Annotated in this window: 12 protein-coding genes and 2 pseudogenes; 10 read left to right on the top strand and 4 right to left on the bottom strand. The window is 44.7% G+C overall.

Annotated elements, in window-relative coordinates:
* Positions 1–3 precede the first annotated feature (3 nt).
* From ACGF49_RS18635 to ACGF49_RS18650, 4 genes are all read right to left on the bottom strand, one after another.
* A complete protein-coding gene (locus ACGF49_RS18635; RefSeq protein ID WP_113043838.1) occupies positions 4–798 on the bottom strand; it encodes a cyclase family protein in 795 nt (264 codons plus the stop codon).
* On the bottom strand, positions 785–6,517 hold the full coding sequence (locus ACGF49_RS18640) for an amino acid adenylation domain-containing protein (RefSeq protein WP_387492227.1): 5,733 nt from the start codon (positions 6,515–6,517) through the stop codon (positions 785–787). The genes ACGF49_RS18635 and ACGF49_RS18640 overlap by 14 nt, the downstream gene beginning before the upstream one ends.
* 78 nt (positions 6,518–6,595) lie before the next feature.
* Positions 6,596–7,525: a diiron oxygenase gene (locus ACGF49_RS18645; protein ID WP_113043836.1), complete on the bottom strand. Its 930-nt coding sequence runs from the start codon at positions 7,523–7,525 to the stop codon at positions 6,596–6,598.
* A 14-nt stretch (positions 7,526–7,539) separates the two neighbouring features.
* Positions 7,540–7,824, bottom strand: coding sequence for a 2Fe-2S iron-sulfur cluster binding domain-containing protein (locus tag ACGF49_RS18650; RefSeq protein ID WP_113043835.1), 285 nt, complete (start codon positions 7,822–7,824; stop codon positions 7,540–7,542).
* 157 nt (positions 7,825–7,981) lie between these two features.
* On the opposite strand from ACGF49_RS18650, the pseudogene ACGF49_RS18655 reads away from it, so the two are divergent.
* From ACGF49_RS18655 to ACGF49_RS18700, 10 genes and pseudogenes are all read left to right on the top strand, one after another.
* Positions 7,982–8,206, top strand: a pseudogene (locus tag ACGF49_RS18655) (IS5/IS1182 family transposase); the annotation flags it as partial.
* Positions 8,207–8,327: 121 nt separating this feature from the next.
* Complete coding sequence (locus ACGF49_RS18660; RefSeq protein ID WP_113043834.1) at positions 8,328–9,212, top strand: IS982 family transposase; 885 nt, start codon at positions 8,328–8,330, stop codon at positions 9,210–9,212.
* Positions 9,213–9,506: 294 nt separating this feature from the next.
* Positions 9,507–10,235 carry a DUF969 domain-containing protein gene (locus ACGF49_RS18665; RefSeq protein ID WP_113043833.1) on the top strand — a complete coding sequence of 243 codons (729 nt, stop codon included), beginning with the start codon at positions 9,507–9,509 and terminating at the stop codon, positions 10,233–10,235.
* Complete coding sequence (locus tag ACGF49_RS18670) at positions 10,235–11,251, top strand: DUF979 domain-containing protein (RefSeq protein ID WP_113043832.1); 1,017 nt, start codon at positions 10,235–10,237, stop codon at positions 11,249–11,251. The genes ACGF49_RS18665 and ACGF49_RS18670 overlap by 1 nt, the downstream gene beginning before the upstream one ends.
* A gap of 11 nt (positions 11,252–11,262) precedes the next feature.
* Entirely contained in the window at positions 11,263–11,910 is a 648-nt protein-coding gene (pcp, locus tag ACGF49_RS18675; protein ID WP_228902630.1) for a pyroglutamyl-peptidase I, read from the top strand.
* Positions 11,911–12,011: 101 nt separating this feature from the next.
* Entirely contained in the window at positions 12,012–12,770 is a 759-nt protein-coding gene (locus ACGF49_RS18680) for a LamB/YcsF family protein (RefSeq protein ID WP_113043830.1), read from the top strand.
* A 38-nt stretch (positions 12,771–12,808) separates the two neighbouring features.
* Complete coding sequence (locus ACGF49_RS18685; protein ID WP_113043829.1) at positions 12,809–14,446, top strand: 5-oxoprolinase/urea amidolyase family protein; 1,638 nt, start codon at positions 12,809–12,811, stop codon at positions 14,444–14,446.
* Positions 14,436–16,208: a biotin carboxylase N-terminal domain-containing protein gene (locus ACGF49_RS18690; protein WP_229015661.1), complete on the top strand. Its 1,773-nt coding sequence runs from the start codon at positions 14,436–14,438 to the stop codon at positions 16,206–16,208. Before ACGF49_RS18685 ends, ACGF49_RS18690 begins: the two co-directional genes overlap by 11 nt.
* A gap of 1,391 nt (positions 16,209–17,599) precedes the next feature.
* A pseudogene (locus ACGF49_RS18695) lies at positions 17,600–17,806 on the top strand (RtcB family protein); the annotation flags it as partial.
* 5 nt (positions 17,807–17,811) lie between these two features.
* Positions 17,812–18,642, top strand: coding sequence for a nucleotidyltransferase domain-containing protein (locus ACGF49_RS18700; protein ID WP_113043827.1), 831 nt, complete (start codon positions 17,812–17,814; stop codon positions 18,640–18,642).
* Positions 18,643–18,666 lie beyond the last annotated feature (24 nt).

Raw genomic sequence — 18,666 nt, forward strand, 5'->3', positions numbered from 1 at the left:
ACCTTATGAAAACGGGAATAGTACCGGCTGGCTGGGAAGGGCATCCCCTGATAGATTCGGTAACTGTATGGAAAGAAAATAGTGGCCGGGTGAAATATGCGATGGAATGTGGATCAATTCCGTCACAGAAGTACACTGGCGTTCAGCAATGGGCGAAGCGGGATCGGTCATCCCCCAAAAACAGCGGTGGTTATCCATCCGCCCACCGTCGTTTAGCCTGTCAATGGACGGAATATCCACCAGTAGGTGCTGCACGCCCAGCTCTGTTATGCGTACCATCGCCTGATGACTAAAGTAGGGGGCACCACCGCCATCAGGGAGCCAAGGGAGTTCATCGGTTGCAATAACTAATGCTTGCAGATAATCTGAAGTCAGCAGAGTCAGTTCATCATCAACAGCTTCTCTGGTGATCACCCAATCATCATCTTCAGCGCTGGCGTTATAGCTATCCTTCATTGCCGAGGCTCGCTGTAACGGCACTCGGATCAGGGTGGCGGCAATAAAAGGGGCAAAGTTGAGGTCGGCTACATTGTGTACATCAGGTAAAATGTGCCCAATGCACTCAGTATGGGTGCCATGACAGTGTGGTACTAGGCTAATACGGGAGGCATTGCATGCCCCCCCAAATTGCACACTGGCTACGGCATTGCCATAGCGGAGTGGCTCATCACTGACCGGCGTGACACCATAAAGGTTTACAGGGTTATCCGCAAAACATAGCCGTATAGAGAGCCGAATTGGCTCTCTGTGATGGATATGGTGCATACGCCCTTGGTAGTGTATTTCAATGCGTTCCATGGGCGGTTTCTCCGGACTTGCTCTGCGCCAACACCGTCAATTCGCGGATCTGGCTGTGTAGAATAAACTCCCTGATCGTTAAGGTGATCCCCATCTCTAGGCGGATCGCGTGCAGCAATTGCGGAATTTGTAATGAGTTACCACCAAGACTGAAGAAACTGTCCGTGACACTGACTTGTGCCAACGCTAGCACCTGTTGCCAAATCTGCTGCATCTTGTGTTCTGCTTCGTTAGCTGGAGGAGTATAATCGTCCTCTGAAGCCGAATAGTTCATTTCTGGTGCAGGTAGCTTGCGTATGTCGATCTTGTTGTTATTAGTTAATGGGAATGTCTGCAATACCACAAAACCGGAAGGGATCATGATATTCGGCAATTTGGCCTTCAATGCTGTACGCACCATTTTTTCATTTAGTGTTGCCCCGGGAGCCAACTGCAGATAACTAACAATCCGGGCATGTTGCCCTTCACCAACAATCAGACTCAACGCCTGTTCAATGGTTCCGATAGCAGACAAACATAAATCTATTTCTGTCAGTTCGATACGGTGACCGCGGATTTTCACCTGATGATCGTTACGGCCGAGATACTCCAACTGTCCCTGTCGGGTAAAGCGAACAATATCGCCAGTGCGGTACAAGTAATGTCTGGTGCCAAGCACTTGACTCTGCGAGAATACCTTGTCAGTCAGCGTCTGGTTGTTCCAATAACCTGGCGAAACACCCGCTCCCCCGAGACAAAGTTCGCCGAAAGCGCCACTTGGTATCAGGTTGCCAGTTTCATCCATAACAAAAGCATCCGTCATGTTGATTGGCATACCAATACATGCACTATCACCGTGGTGTGTCAGATCGGCACAGGTAGACCAAATAGTGGTTTCCGTTGGGCCATAAACTTGCAGTACCTGGGTAGCGATACGCCGCAGCTGCGCCAGCAGGGCTGCAGGCATTTTCTCGCCGCCACACAACACCGTCAGCGGACGCTCTGTGGATGGGGAAAGATGGTTAACAATGGTGCTCCATACGGTAGGCGTGGCCTGAATAACACGAGGCTGCTGTTGCTCAATAAGGTGGTACAACTTCACGGGATCCATCGCTGTCTCACGTGGACATAGAACTACATGTGCACCGCTGGCCAATGAACAAAACAGTTCTAGACCAAAGATGTCAAAACTGATGCTGGTCAGACTGAGCACCTTATCTTGGCTCTCCAATGCCAGGCGTTCGACAAAGTCATTAGTGAAGTTATTCAGGTTACCTTGGGTGATCATCACCCCTTTGGGATTCCCGGTCGAACCAGATGTATACATGATATAGGCTAGCAGCTCGTCAGAAAGCGTTGGCAGCGGGTTATCAGTTACAGGGCATGTTGTCAGCGTCTCAAAGTTGAGGGTTTTAATATGACTCAATGCTCGTTCGGGATGACCATCTGTGACCAATATCCGGGTCTGTGCGTTTTCAACCATGTAACTTACGCGATCAGCCGGATAATGAACGTCAATTGGCACATAATGTTTGCCTGCCTTAAGCACGCCAAGTATCAGGGCGGCAACGCGGCAATTTTTCTCCATCATGATGCCAACAGAGAACGCCTGGCTATCAATGGACTGCAACACGTTGGCGATACGTTCAGACACATCCCATAGCTGACCATAATTGTACTGCTGTTGTTCACAACTAACGGCGATATTATGCGGTTGTGTTTGCGCCAGTTTGTGGATTTGTTCAATCAACGAACCGCGTTGGCTTGCTACCGGATTGCTAGCCAGTTGTAACAACCAGCGCTGTTCAGCAGCACAGAGCGGGTTAACGGTAGAAAGGACGGCAGAATTGGGCAGGGTGAGCAGTTGTTCCAAAACCTGTTCATAGTTATCCAGTATCATCTGCATGGTCGCAGGGTAGAAAAGCTCACTGGCGTAATCGAGTTCTATAGTGATGTTTCCCTCAGTCAGATTGAAGTTCCACGTCATATCGAACATTGAGAAACCAGATGCCACAGGAAGCCTCTGTAGCGTACAGCCATACAGGCCCGTTTGGCACACGTCGCCAGCGTTTTGCAAGATCGCCATAATCTGGAATAGTGGGTTTTTATTCGACACCCGTTCATAGTCGATCAGGTGTAGAATGCGGTCAAAAGATAGTTGCTGGTGCTGATAGGCACCGATACAGGTTTCCGCCATTTTGTTGATCAGGTTGGCGATGGTGTCTTGTGGGCACAACATGGTGCGTAATGGAACAGTATTAACGTGGAATCCACTGACCTGTGCCAGATCCAAGTTATCGCGCGCGGCAATAGCGGTGCCGATCACAATATCTTGCTGCTGAGTATATTTGCTCAGTAAATAAGCTAATGCGGCCATAAGCAAGACAAAAGGCGTAGCACCTAATGTTTTAGCCTGTTGTTCCAGTCGTATGGCAATGTCGGCTTGCAGTGGATAGCGTATGCGATCGCCAGCGTGTGTCGGCATCAGCGGGCGAAGCTTATCCAAGGGAAAATCGAGTTCACGACAGCATTCCAGATGCTGTTGCCAATAAGTGATCTCGTTTTGAGTACAAAACTCCGCACTATTGTTGACGATATCGATGGTCTGTATCTGCGGCAATAGAGGTGCATGTTGTACGCCAAGGCACAAATCGTTGTAATGTTGCCACAGATCGTTGAGGATCAGTTGTTCGCTCCAAGCGTCGGTCAAAATGTTGTGTTTCACCCAGATCAGTACATGGTGTTGGTCATGGTAATGCACCAAGCGTAGTGTGACGGGAGGCCGTTGCATAATATTGAAAGGCATCTCACACAGTGATTTCACTAGCTTTTCAAGCGGCATTTTTTGCCCATCTACGCGATGGTCGGCTAGGTTTATTGGAATATGCGACTGTGCATACTGATAGGATAAGCCGTTCACCTCGGTAAATTGGGTTCGTAAGCTTTCATGTTTTTCATAGACTAAGTTGACCGCATGTTCAAAATTTATGAGGTCTAAATGACCGCGAATTTCCACGGCAATTGGGAGATTGTAGCTACAATCATCGGGGTTAAGCGCACTCAGGTACCACAATAGGTTTTGTTGTGGGTTCAGCAATGCGCGTCGTTCCTCTGTAATTACAATGGAGCGTTCTGCTGCGACGGCCTTGTTCTCAATATATTCAGCCAGTTTACGAATTGTATTGTGCTGAAAAATATCGGCGATATTCAAGCGGCAACAGAGATCACGCGCAGTAAGAGCTACAATTTTGCTCATAGTCAACGAATGAGCACCAAGATTGATAAACTCATGGTTAACATCAGCATGTGAGCACCCAATAGCATTTGCCACAATCCGTTCGAGAATGGTTTCCGTTTCGGTTTCCGGCTGGGCGATACGATGAATTAGATCGTCAAGCGGCCAGTTTTCTAACAGTTGGCGGGCAACTTTACCGTTAATTGTCAGTGGTAGCGAAGATAAGAAAACAAATGAGGTTGGAATAGCTGCGGGATGCAGTAATGTCACCATTGCGTGGCGAAGAGTATCTGACGTTAATTCTGTCGAAGTCGATTGCACGAAGGCGACCAAAATTTTACCTTTATCGACAGATTGCGTTCTGACCACAACACAAACACTTTCTACCTGTGGATGGCTGCGTAGGGCGCTTTCCACCTCACCGATTTCAATACGCACACCACGAATTTTAACCTGATGATCTCTGCGTCCTATGAAAATGATATTACCTTGCTCATCCCACTTGGCGATATCCCCCGTTTTATACATACGCTCTTCATTTGGCATATATGGCAGGCACATAGTGACAAATTTTTCAGCACTCAGCGTGGGCTGGTGCAAATAACCTTGTGCCAAACCGTTACCAGCGATGTATAGCTCACCTTCAAAGCCCACGGGCATTGGATTATGGTATGCATCCAAAATATGACAACGGTAGTTTTTCAATGGTGTACCAATACAGTTCCATACAACTCCAGGACGGTATTCACACAATGAGGTGGCGATAGTAGCCTCTGTGGGTCCGTAGCCATTGCACAAACGTGTGCGATCACTCCACCAGGCAACTACGTCTGATGGGGGGGCATCTCCCATAACGATCATGCTTCGTAAGCCTTGCCAGACATCACGTGGTAAAAGTTCCAGTATGGCCGGAGTAATGGTGACATGCTCAACCTCATGCTGCGCCAAATAATGATGCAGTGCACCAATGTTAGTATGCAGCTCTGCTGAAGCTAAATACAATGTGGCACCACTGACGAGTGCACCATAAACATCCCAACCGAATGCATCGAAACCAAGTGATGCAATAGCCAACACACGGCTGCCTATACCTAGCCGCATAAAATCACGGTGGTTTTGTGCAACGTTACTTAGTCCCTCTCGGGTAATCATAGCGCCTTTCGGTTTGCCAGTCGTGCCAGAGGTGTAACACACATAAGCCAATGAATCTTTATTTGCTGCAGGAAGGTCACTTACAGAAACATGCAGTTCTTGATAATTGATAGCCGATGGTAATATGCAAGGGGCATTACCTGCTTTTAGCGATGAATCTGCCAAAATAAGTGTTGGCTGCACGTCATCTAGGATGTTTTGATTGCGTGTTTTCGGCGCTAGGGGATCAAGCAAAACGTAAGTTTTATTGCTTTTTAGAATACCCAATAAGACAATCAGCAATAGCGCTGATTTTTGCATCGCAACCGCAACCAACGTACCATTATTACTGTCCTGCTCAAGTAGCCAACACGCCATTTGATCTGATGCTTGATTAAGTTCGCCGTAACTATAGTTGCGATTGTCTGCATGCAGCGCGGTGAGTTCTGGATGTATCTTGGCATGGTGATTAAACAGCGTGGTAATATCTTGGGACAAGAGGCTCGGATCATCGGTTTCGTTAAACCCACTCAGACGATATAATTCATCAGGCTGAGTTACGAAAGGGGCACTAATAGGGTCAATGGTCGGCGACACTAATGCATCCAAATAATCCGTAAAATGGCTAAAACGTATATCGTCACCACAAACGGTGAGCTGTGTTCCGTCCTCGTTTGCCACGACACTTATCATTACGCCGGATTTAGCATACTTATGATGTTTAAGTACCCCAGTTTCGTTAAAGAAAAAGTGAGTCAGATACCGATTGTCAGATGTGACCTCCGTTGCCGGGATTATATGAAAATCAGCATTGGGATACCAGATCATATGACTGAGATCGCTCGCGCACATCCCTTGCATCTGGTCACCCAATCGCTGTAATAAGAGGGAAATCAGGCTACGAATACGGGTTGGCGCTTCAGCATAGAATTTTCGTCCGAGGCAATACGGTGTATCTTGAATTATGGGAAGTTCACCACGCGATAGCCCTACAACAATATCAGTAATTTTGTTCCTAATATTCTCAAGGTAGCTCTCCACCGCGCTATGGCTTTCACGAGAAATATGTCCACACAAATAACCGGATCTGCCCGGCGATGTAAAGTACAGAGATAAACGTTCTTGAGCTTGTAGGGTATCAAAGTCTTTAATAATTTCTTTATTTGAGGCTATGATTATCAGATATTCTGATTGCTTTTCAAGTAATTGTATTACGGATGCCTGATTTTCTGTTGTGATAATTAAATTTAATTTTTTTTCAGATTTGTTTATTGAGTCAAGTATAATGACTTTATGACCATACTCACGGATTTCTTCGGTAATTATTTTTCCACTAGCGCTATCGCCAATATATCCAATATTCAGCAATTCCATCCCTACTTCCTATGAACAATAAATTCCCTTGGGAGCATAAAAATGACCCTCAGCATTAATTCAATTTATGCGTTAAGATTACGCGTGTGTTGCTTTAGCTATTGGTAGTTCGGCAAGGATACCTGATTTTTCCAATGCCAATAACATTTGTTCTGTGACGATATTATTTGTTTCCCAAGGTTTGGCTGTGGTTTCAGGATAGGTATCGTTAATAACTGCGGCAATGACTGCTTCTTCCATATTTAAATGTCGCAAAATTTGCGTACCAAAATCCTTAGCGATGACATCTGTCGTATAGCTTTCAATAAATGTTATAATTGGCGTTTTCATCGCTTGTTTCATTTTCGAGTCACTGTGACACCAGATATGGCCTAGAACCTGTTGAAAGAATCGTGCATGACGGCCCTCATCGGCAACATGATCTTTCATCACCAAATAGAATGACGGGAAAATATCTTCATTATTGATAACATCGATCAGGTCGGTCGTTAGCGCTTGTTCAGAAAGAGACACGCATACCAGCCGCAGCAATTCACGTAGCTGATCGCTTGATTGTTCAAGCGCCATCGCAAGCGCGTATGAAGCTTCCGTATCTTTGGGCATAGGCAGAGGGACAACGCCTGTCATCTGTTCGACTTGGTTAATCAGATCCAGAGCGACAAGTGCGTGATATGACTCATCCACTACTACAGTTAGAGCATCTAGACGCATCTCGGTGGGGAAATAAACACCGACAACATTTTTGTAAAGCTTGTAACTGGAATCGTTAATAATATCCAGTTCAATGTTAGCTATGCCACTCAAGTAGTGATAAAGCATTTGTACTTGGATATATCGCAGCGCTTCATCACCTAATATGTCGACTTGCGGGTGCGTACACAGAGGAAGACGTTCAAGAGGAAAGAAAAGGGTAGAATGATGGTCTTGTTCGTTAAGTAATCGGCGAGGACGGGAACGGACAATAGCAGAGCGATCCCATTTCTTTAATGTAGTTTCAATAAGACTCATAGAATAGTCCTTACTCAATAAAGTTCGATTTCGATATCTGATTCTGAATAGGCACAGCAAGCCAGAATTATATTTTCTTCTAGTTCATCTTCGCTTAATGCGCTCTGTTTCCCATGACGCACCTGACCTTTTATTAACATCATTTTGCAACAGCCGCATTTTCCTGCTCGACATAAACTGGGAATATCGATGTTGTATTTATCAAAATTTTCTAGTAACGAGGTTTCCGGGCAAAAGTTACCGACATCCGCGCCATCAAGAATAACTCGATGACCATCGGGCTTTGCTTTAAAAGACATGTTTACTATCTTCCTTATAATGGATTGAGAGTTTTTATGATTTCCTTTTACAGCGGTGATTATATTAAATATTTTTATCTACCTAAACTCGAAACACACAGTAGCTTTGGTATCATTCATTGTCAATATAACTTGTTAAAAATATTAACATTTAATTCCGGTTTGTTACCTGACGGAAATGTCTGGCATTATCCCCATCATGGGTTATCGTTGGCCGAATACCTTTCAGAAGAAACATTTTACCTATGACAAGTTGCAGAATTGTTATGTCTGCCCGCAGGGAGAAAAACGGATTTATACCACAACCGACCGTCAGAGATGCTGGCATTATCAGGCCCCGGCGGCTATCTGCACGCACGCGAAAGGTGGAAAAACGATAACCCTCCCTATCCACTGTTTTCAGCGCCATAATTAACCTGAGGTTTGCTTAAGAAGGGAACTAAGTGCCTGAGACACGATCAAAGTTTTTGTCAAAGAAAACAAAATCGTGGAGATCCTCAGGCATGGTTAATTTAGAAGAACTTTACTGCTGCGTCGATGACTTTTGCCAAAAATTTATTCCTCTCTGGCATCAACAGTTAATTGAAAATGGCTTGCTCAAACGTCGCCGCGAAGCTTCCCTTTCTCTCAGTGAAGTCATGACGATCCTCATTTTATTCCACATGAGCCATTATCGTGATTTTAAAACGTTTTATATTCAGCATGTTAAACACTATCTTCAGGCCGATTTTCCCAAATTGGTCAGCTACACCCGGATGTTAACCTTGAAGCAAAGGGCGCTCATTCCCCTCTGTGCTTTTCTTTCGTCACGCAAGGCTGAAACCCAGGGGATCGCTTTTATTGATTCAACCAAAATTGCCGTTTGCCACAATCTCCGTATTCCCCGTCATCGCGTATTTCAGGGCGTCGCACAGCGAGGGAAAACCAGTATCTGCTGGTTTTATGGCTTTAAACTTCATCGGGTTATCAATGATTGTGGTGAACTTCTGGCAGTGAAGTTGACCTCAGGAAATAAGGATGATCGCCATCCCGTCAAAGCGCTGGTACAAGGATTAACCGGATGTTTATATGGCGATAAAGGGTATTTGTCGCAGGCTTTGTGCGATGAACTGGAAGCAGAAGGAATAACGTTAATCACTCATGTCCGTAGTAACATGAAGGCAAAAGCGTTATCTCTCTGGGATAAACTGATGCTAAGAAGGAGATTTTTGATAGAAACGGTCGTGGATCAGCTTAAAAATATTTCGCAGATAGCGCATTCAAGACACCGCAGTCAGCTCGGTTTTTTATTGGAAATCGTCGCTGGCCTAATTGCTTATACATTCCAACCTAAAAAACCGAGCTTGAATTTACGGGATTGTGATATCGCTATTTTTAAACGAAGCTGAGGTTAATTAAACTTGCCTCATGATGGTGCATTCAGCGCACCACCATAGAGCATCACTATTGTAAAAAGTGATCTACGTTTTATTTTTATGACTAAAAAATAATTTCATTTGCCTATTCTTTCGCCTCACTCTATTTATTGCTCAACAATACAAAAACAATTATTTAACAATAAATACAAATTATCCAACGATGGTACGCATATTGCTTAGATATACATTTATCTATCACACAGGAATTCAGCCTATGACGACACAGCAGGCGACAGCTATTTTCATGTACAGAGGTGACACAACATGCAACAGATGGTGAATCTATGGCCGTTGATTGGCATAGCGGTTATTGTCGTGGGTTTTTTACTCAGGTTTAACCCGGTATTGGTGGTGATTGTCGCAGGGATCATCACCGGGCTGGCCGCACATATGCCGATCACAGCGATTCTGGAAAAGCTAGGTTCCGGCTTCCTTAATACCCGAAATTTGCCATTGATTTTGCTGTTGCCGCTGGCAACTATCGGCCTTTTAGAACGGCACGGTTTAAAAGAACGAGCTCAAACCTGGATTAGCAATATTAAAACAGCAACCGCCGGACGTTTGCTAATCATCTATTTGTTCATTCGTGAAATAACCGCTGCGCTAGGGCTGACCAGTTTAGGAGGACACCCACAAATGGTGCGTCCATTACTGGCGCCAATGGTAGAAGGGGCTACGGAAAACCGTCATCATGACCTGCCTGACGATGTACGTTATCGCCTGCGGGCCATGTCAGCAGCAACCGACAATGTTGGCCTTTTCTTCGGGGAGGATATTTTCGTCGCTTTTGGTGCAATCATCTTTATGCATAACTTTATGCTGGAGTCTGGCGGCATCCAAACGGAACCGCTACATATCGCTATGTGGGGGCTCCCTACCGCCATCTGTGCCTTCCTGATCCACGCTTTCCGCTTGTCTCGTCTTGACCACCACATCGCAACCAAACTGGCAGCACTGAATGGTATGGACAAAAATCGAAGTAAGGTGGAGTAATGTTTCAGCAACAGTATCTTTATTGGCTGGCCGGCACAGTTCTGCTGGCCGTAGCGGTGATGTCCTGGCGTGATCACGCCAACCCTCGCCGCTTGACCACCAGCCTGTTCTGGGCGCTATATGGCATCGTGTTTCTAGTAGGCGACTGGAGCTATCGCGTAATAGCACTATGGGCAGACAACGAAGCCGAGGCCCAAAAGATGCTACATATCGGTGTCGGGCTAATCGTCGTATTGATGGCACTGACGGCAGGTTTTGGCGGTGTGCGATTGGGCAGCTACCATCAACGCACACCTCAGCAACGGCAGGAAAGTGCCTCCCGTTTGGGTAATCGTCTCTTTCTTCCCGCACTGGCGATACCTATCGTCACCGTGATCGGCGTATTACTGTTTAACCACGTCCCTGGGTTACAACAAGCACTGTTCGGTAGCGGCAACCATGCCACGCTGGTAACACTGTTTTCCATGACGGTAGGCTGTTTAGTCGGATATGGCGTTGCATTGAGAATGACCCGTGAAGGCGTAGCTCAATCAACCCAAGAAGCACGTCGCCTACTGGATGCTATCGGTTGGGCGTTTATCCTGCCACAGATATTAGCGACGCTAGGGCTATTATTTACCGTAGCCGGTGTCGGTACCGCAATTTCTCACCTGACTGAACATTATTTAGCGGTGGATAATCGATTGATCGCGGTAACGACATACGTACTCGGCATGGCGTTATTGACAATGATAATGGGCAACGCTTTCGCCGCGTTCCCGATTGTTACCGCCGGGATCGGCATTCCCATTCTGGTACTGCAACATGGCGGTAATCCAGCGGTCATGGCCGCTATCGGCATGTTCTCAGGCTATTGCGGTACACTGATGACCCCAATGGCCGCAAACTTCAATATCGTTCCTGCCGCTCTGTTGGAATTACCAAATCGCAATGCGGTCATTAAAGCACAAATTCCCACGGGAATAGCGCTGCTGATTGCCAATGTTTTTCTGCTCTATTTTTTGATGTTTTTGTAAGGAGAGATCCCATGAAAACCGTTCTGATTACCGCTTTTGAACCTTTTGACGGTGAAGCCATCAATCCATCGTGGGAGTCGGTCAGACAATTGCAAAACCAACAGCTATCTGGAGCACATATTGAGACACGCCAGCTCCCATGTGTATTCAACACTTCTCTAACTTATCTGTACGCAGCTATTGATGAGATACAACCTGAACTCGTCATTGCAGTGGGACAAGCAGGCGGCAGACCAGATATCACGCTGGAACGCATAGCGATTAACATCAACGATGCACGTATTCCCGATAATCAGGGCAATCAACCCATTGATACCCCTATCGTGGCAGCAGGCCCTGCGGCCTACTTCTCCACCCTACCGATCAAAGCGATCGTCAGTGGCCTGCAAGCCGCAGGGATTCCTGCTTCGATTTCACAGAGTGCCGGGACATATGTCTGCAACCATGTCATGTACGGCCTACTACACCATCTGGCACTGACTTATCCCAAAGTACGTGGTGGATTTATCCATATTCCCTACCTGCCTGAACAGGCGGTAAAACACCCCGGTACGCCAAGTATGGCTCTGGAAACAATAACAACAGCACTGAAAATTGCTATCAAGCAAGCATTAAATAACAGTGAGGACAGGGTTATTGGTGGAGGTACAACACATTAATTCAACGCCCATTGGGGTAGCGGAAATTACCATCTATAGAGTTATAAGCACTCTAAATTTTTCACTGCTTTTTTGAATATCATTTTATTAAGGTTACGACTATGAACGTTATTGATTTAAACAGCGATCTTGGTGAAGGCTTTGGTCAATGGAAAATGGGTGACGATAATACCATGCTGAGCATTGTCACCAGTGCCAATGTAGCGTGTGGATTTCATGCCGGTGATCCCGCCGGGATACTTCAAACTTTAAAAGCTGCCCGTGAAAATCAAGTGATTATTGGTGCTCATGTGTCTTATCCAGACCTTGTCGGATTTGGTCGCCGTAATATGGATATCTCCAGTAATGAGCTGATCGCGGATGTTATTTACCAGATTGGCGCGTTGAAAGGTTTGGCAGCGGCGGCAGGAACCACCGTAAGTTATGTTAAACCGCACGGTGCACTGTATAACACCATTGCCCATGATGAATACCAAGCCCTTGCCGTTATTACAGCGATTCGCGAAGTGGATGACAATTTAGCGCTGGTTGGATTAGCCGGCTCAAAACTATTGGATTTAGCGAGGGAAAAAGGCTTGCGTACCGTTGCGGAAGCCTTTGCTGACAGAGCTTACACTCCACAAGGCACGCTAGTTTCCCGCCGGGAAAAAGGGTCTGTGCTTCATGACGCTAATCTCGTTGCCCGACGCATGTTGCAATTGGTGACCGAAGGGGGAGTTGAAGCCATTGATGGTAGCTTTACCCGTATTCAGGCAGATTCCATCTGTGTTCATGGTGACAGCCCAGATGCGGTAGAAATGGCACGTCAGGTGAAAATAACCCTGCAACAAGCCGGGATCACCGTACGCTCCTTTATTTAAGCAAGTGGCAGTTCTCTTATTATGCTCAGGAGTACCTAGTGCGTTTTTTACCTGTTAATTTAGGTGCCATTATTGTCGAGCTTCATGATCTGAATGAAACGCTGGCGTTATTTGATTCACTTAACGCCTGCCCCATTGCTGGCGTAGAAGAAATTATTCCGGCAGCCAGAACACTGTTGATTCGATTTCGTCCCAATGTTGTTTCCACCGTCAAACTTGCCAGAGAAATCAATGGGCGCAACCTGAATACACTGGATAGGACAACAGGGAAACTCGTTGAAATCCCGGTGTATTACAATGGTGAAGATCTGATTGAAGTGGCGGAAACTCTCGGCATCACCACACAGGAAGTTATCAAGCGACATACAGAAAGTGAGTACACTGTTGCTTTTACCGGATTTGCCCCCGGATTCGCCTATTTAGTCGCAGATTCAAACTGTTTACATGTTCCTCGGCGAATGGCACCAAGAGCCCGCATCCCTGCGGGATCAGTTGGTCTGGCTGGAGAATTCAGTGGGATATACCCTCAAGCCAGTCCGGGAGGTTGGCAAATCATCGGTATCACGCCAGAGCGCATGTGGGATCTCTCGCGTTCTCCCTCTTCCCTGTTACAACCCGGTTTCCGGGTACGTTTCAGAGATCAAGGCAAAGGCGCAGCAATCTCTATCACTAAACCCAAAACCCCTGTTGCCCCCATAGAGAACGTTCTATCTTCACAGGTTGATAAACGCTCCTCGCTGGAAATCCTAACCACTGGAATACAAACACTTTTTCAGGATTTAGGGCGTTCAGGGCAAGCTAGTTTAGGTATTTCCGCTGCCGGTGCACTAGATAAAACCGCGCTGAAAAGTGCCAACCGGATCGTCGGTAATCCTTCGGATAACGCATGTCTGGAAATTGTGCAAGGAGGATTAAGCTTTATTTCTCATGGCAATGTCATTATCGCTGTCACAGGTGCTGACTGCCCAATCACTGTTCAAACAGCATCTGGCCGAAAGTTTCAGGTTGATGGCTATCAGCCTATTGATCTGAGTGAAGGTGATACAGTGACACTAGGAACGCCCAAAGCGGGAGTGCGTTCTTATTTGGCTGTGCGTGGCGGCTTTGCCAAGCAACCTATTCTCTCCAGCCTCTCTTACGATACGCTGGCACACATTGGCCCCAAGCCAATCGCTATAGGCGATATTTTGGATATTCTTACTGTGACGCAGGGTTGCGCGGTATCAATGGATGAAAGGCCGGCTTTTAATATGCCTACTTCTGACGATATCATTACACTGGATATCATTCTGGGGCCACGTACTGACTGGTTCACAACAGAAGCGTTATCCCTGCTAAAAAGCCAACTTTGGCAGGTTACACCACAATCTAATCGAGTCGGTATTCGTCTGTATGGCAACACACCACTGTCGCGTCTTAACCATAAAGAGTTACCGAGTGAGGGAACGACCACCGGCGCAATTCAGGTTCCCGCCAGTGGTCAACCGGTTTTGTTTTTAGCAGATCACCCTTTGACCGGCGGTTACCCCGTGATTGGTTCCGTTGCCAGCTATCATCTTGATCTTGCCGGACAAATTTCTGTCAACGCCCGTATTCGCTTCAATCCCATCACTGAATTTCACGAAATAAAAGAGAGCGATTGCCGCTCTGAGCATCACAATGACTATGAATATTAAAAACCATCCCATAAAAAAAGTTTTGATTGCTAACCGCGGTGAAATCGCCGTCCGTATTATCCGTGCCTGCCGGGATTATGGTTTACCATCTATCGCCGTCTACGCTGATTCGGACATCAATGCACAACATGTACAATTGGCTGATGAGGCTTACAGTTTAGGCGGAAACAGCCCCGCAGATACTTATCTTAATATTCCCCAATTATTGGATATTGCGAAACGTTCAGGTGCCGACATGGTACATCCCGGATACGGATTTCTGGCTGAACGTGCAGAATTTGCCCGTGCCGTTATTAATGCGGGATTGATCTGGGTTGGTCCTGAACCAGAGACAATTGATATTCTGGGTGACAAAGTTAAAGCACGCAAAATTGCCCAACAGGTAGGCGCACCACAGGTTTCAGGAACAGAAGAACCGGTGAAAAACGCAGAGGAAGCACTGGCGTTTGCCGAACAATATGGCCTGCCAATTGCAATCAAAGCAGCATATGGCGGTGGTGGACGTGGCATGAAAGTGGCATGGCGGCTTGATGAAGTCACCGAACTCTACAATTCAGCTGTTCGTGAAGCAACAGCGGCCTTTGGCCGTGGAGAATGTTTCATTGAACAGTTCCTGGATAAACCTCGTCATATTGAAGCGCAAATTCTGGCTGATAAACATGGCAATGTAGTGGTACTTGGTACACGTGATTGTTCACTGCAACGGCGTAACCAAAAATTGGTAGAAGAAGCGCCGGCGCCATTTTTGACCGAACATCAGCGCCAGCGTATCCATCAAGCGGCACGAGATATTTGCACCGCCGCCCGTTATATCGGAGCCGGTACTGTGGAGTTTCTCCTCAGTGTAGACGGCACAATTTCTTTTCTGGAAGTGAATACTCGCTTGCAGGTTGAACATCCTGTCACCGAAGAAACTACAGGGATCGACATTGTGATAGAACAATTCCGGATTGCTGAAGGTAAACCTTTATCATTGACAACAACACCGATCCCTTTAGGCCATTCTTTTGAGTTCCGTATTAACGCCGAAGATGCAGGTAAAGGATTTTTACCGACGCCCGGAACCGTGACGGTATTTTCTCCTCCTTCCGGCCCAGGCATAAGATTGGATTCTGGTGTTGCAGCAGGTTCCACCATCCCTGACACTTTTGATTCGCTGATGGCTAAATTGATTGTCACCGGACCAACCCGACAACAAGCTATTGCCCGTGCGCGACGTGCATTACAAGAATTCAGCATTGAAGGCGTTGCATCAGTATTGCCTTTTCATCGAGCAGTAATGGAGCATCCTGATTTTATTTCCGATGACACATTTAACATCCATACACGTTGGATCGAAACTGATTTTATCAATGATATAAAAATATCTCCGCGTCAGGAAAACCATTATCAAGAAAAAGTAACACGTACTTTTATTGAAATTAACGGCCGTCGGCATGAACTAGGGCTACCAGACGAATTATTAAAAGGGCTTTCATTGCCTGATTCTGAGCAAAATTTCATCACCGAGAGCAAAGGTAATGAAGCTGAGGAGACAATAGCGGTACCAAATCCCGTCTTAGCATCAATATCCGGCGTTTTACAATCCTGGTATGTGCAGGAAGGTGATGAAGTTAAACAAGGTGATGTCATTGCTGTCATGGAAGCAATGAAAATGGAAACGCAACTTATCGCACATCGTTCTGGGAAAATCGTTATCTATGCGGAAGAAGGCGGTTATCAACAGGCAGGAAATGTGCTGGCAAGTATTAACGATGATTAATAATCGCCAAATTAGCCAAAATTAATTGGCTAATTTGACACATAAATTCACATTACCCAATACAACATCAAATTGCGCGGATAATTTCCGCACAATTTTAATGAAGAGATTAAAATTAAAATGCAAGCAATATTGGGAAAAAGAAGATAATTAACCCCTTTATGAATAGGAAAAAATAACTATTAAGGGCAGTTTTTTAATTATCTCGTTAAGATTGACAATAAGACAAATAAATCATCACACAATTTAACACCTGTTTATTTTGTTGTACTCCACAAATTATTAACAAAACTCTTTTTTTATCCGAAAAAATGTTTACTAAATATTTTTAATATCATGCTTTTCAATTGAAAATTGAGATATTATTAAAATCAATAATAAATAAAAGAATATAAAAACCAAATAAAGAATAAAAAACCGTAATTTACCTACACTTATAAAGTGATAACAGCCATATATACTCATCTAGTTAATGACAAATAGAATAATAATTTGTGACTATTTTTACACATATTTAAACAATAAGAAATCATTAACTCATTATAAATTATCAGTTATAAATAGTGTATAAGTTTATTTTCCACACTTGACAATGCAAATAAATCAAACAAAAAATACAATAAAAACAATAGATTACAAATATTTATATCAATGAGATATAAATAAAATTTCACAAGAATAAATCAATAAAAACGTTATCGGCTATACACTACACATATTGATATTTTCAAAAAATATATTAAATTCAGACTGTCATTTTATTCCAACCATAGAAATATTATTTCATCAAAAGATAATGTTACTCATTTAATAATTCTTCACATCCACATGATAATTATGCACAAATATACATCCATTTGAATAGTATATAAACATACTATTACAACAGTATCATAATATTAAATAATTTAATTGTTTTACATTTCCTTTACAATTATCAACACAATTTAAAACTATAATAAATTCATATATGCTTTTACAAACACATTTTTATATAGATTAGCATCACAATTTCAACATTACTCAACAAAATAATAAATCAAATAATTGCAATTACCATTAAACATAATACTATATTAATAGTGGAATAAAGTTTTTATTTACAATGTTTTCCTAATGGTTCAAAAGAAGACCAAGATAAAAAATAAATTCAGAAGCATTGATTAAAAAGGAAAAATATCCGTTACTTTAAATTATACCCTATGGATTTCAAGATGGATCGCGACGGCAAGGGAGCGAATCCCCGGGAACATAGATAACTATGTGACCGGGGTGAGTGAGTGCAGCCAACAAAGAGGCAACTTGAAAGATGACGGGTATATAATAATGGTGGCGGCTAAGTAATCAGGAGAACAATGTGATAACAAACGATTACGAGTTAATGACCACGCCAAACAGTAAGCCGCACGGCAGCGAAAAAACGCTTCACAATAGAGGATCAGAAGCGTGCCACGGCACACGTGGAATGCCGCAAGGACAGCGACGTCATCGATGAAATTCCGATGGCCTACAAAGACATTGAGGCTGTAATGGCCGCTCAGTCTTCACTAGTAGAAATCGTTCACACCCTGCGTCAAGTGGTTTGCGTAAAAGGATAATCAAGATGAAAGAAAAATTTGGTATCAGTGACATCATGAAGCAACACATATGCCAAAAACTGGCGCAACTTGAGACAGAGCTGCAAATACAAATACTCTACGCCTGTGAATCAGGTAGCCGTGGTTGGGGATTTGCCTCGACAAACAGTGATTACGATGTACGTTTTATTTATGTACATACGCCATCATGGTACTTACGCGTCGATCCCTCTCGGGATGTCATTGAACTACCGATCAGTAACGAGCTGGATATCTGTGGTTGGGAACTGCGTAAAACTTTAGGGCTGCTGAAACGAGCCAACCCGACACTGATGGAGTGGGCAGACTCACCGGTAATCTACTACGAAGACGTGGAGTTCATGGCGGCACTACGTGCCCTATTACCAGACTATTTCTCCAACAACAGAGCGCGATATCACTATCTGTCAATGGCAAAGAAAAACTTTCGTAGTTACCTAAAAGGCGAGAAAATTCGGCTGAAAAAATACCTTTATGTACTACGCCCATTGCTGGCGGTACGTTGGATCGAAGCGGGTAAAGGTATCCCCCCAATGCGCTTCGACACCCTACTGGCCGGAACTGTTACAGACGCAGCGCTGATGCAGGAAATACAGACTCTGCTTGCCATCAAGCGTAACGCTGACGAAACGGAGTATAGCCCACGTTTTAAACGCATTCATAACTTTATCTGCCGCGAACTGGATAATTCAGTTACCCGCTGCGAGCTCAAAGACAAAAAACACCTCCCTGATACTGAATTGGATTTACTTCTGATGCGTACCGTACTTCACCATAATAATAAAGAAGAAGGAGAATACATGTTAAAAAATGGATGAAAAATCATACAAACATGACATTTC

This window comes from Photorhabdus sp. RM96S (genome assembly GCF_042879335.1).
Taxonomy (GTDB): domain Bacteria; phylum Pseudomonadota; class Gammaproteobacteria; order Enterobacterales; family Enterobacteriaceae; genus Photorhabdus; species Photorhabdus kayaii.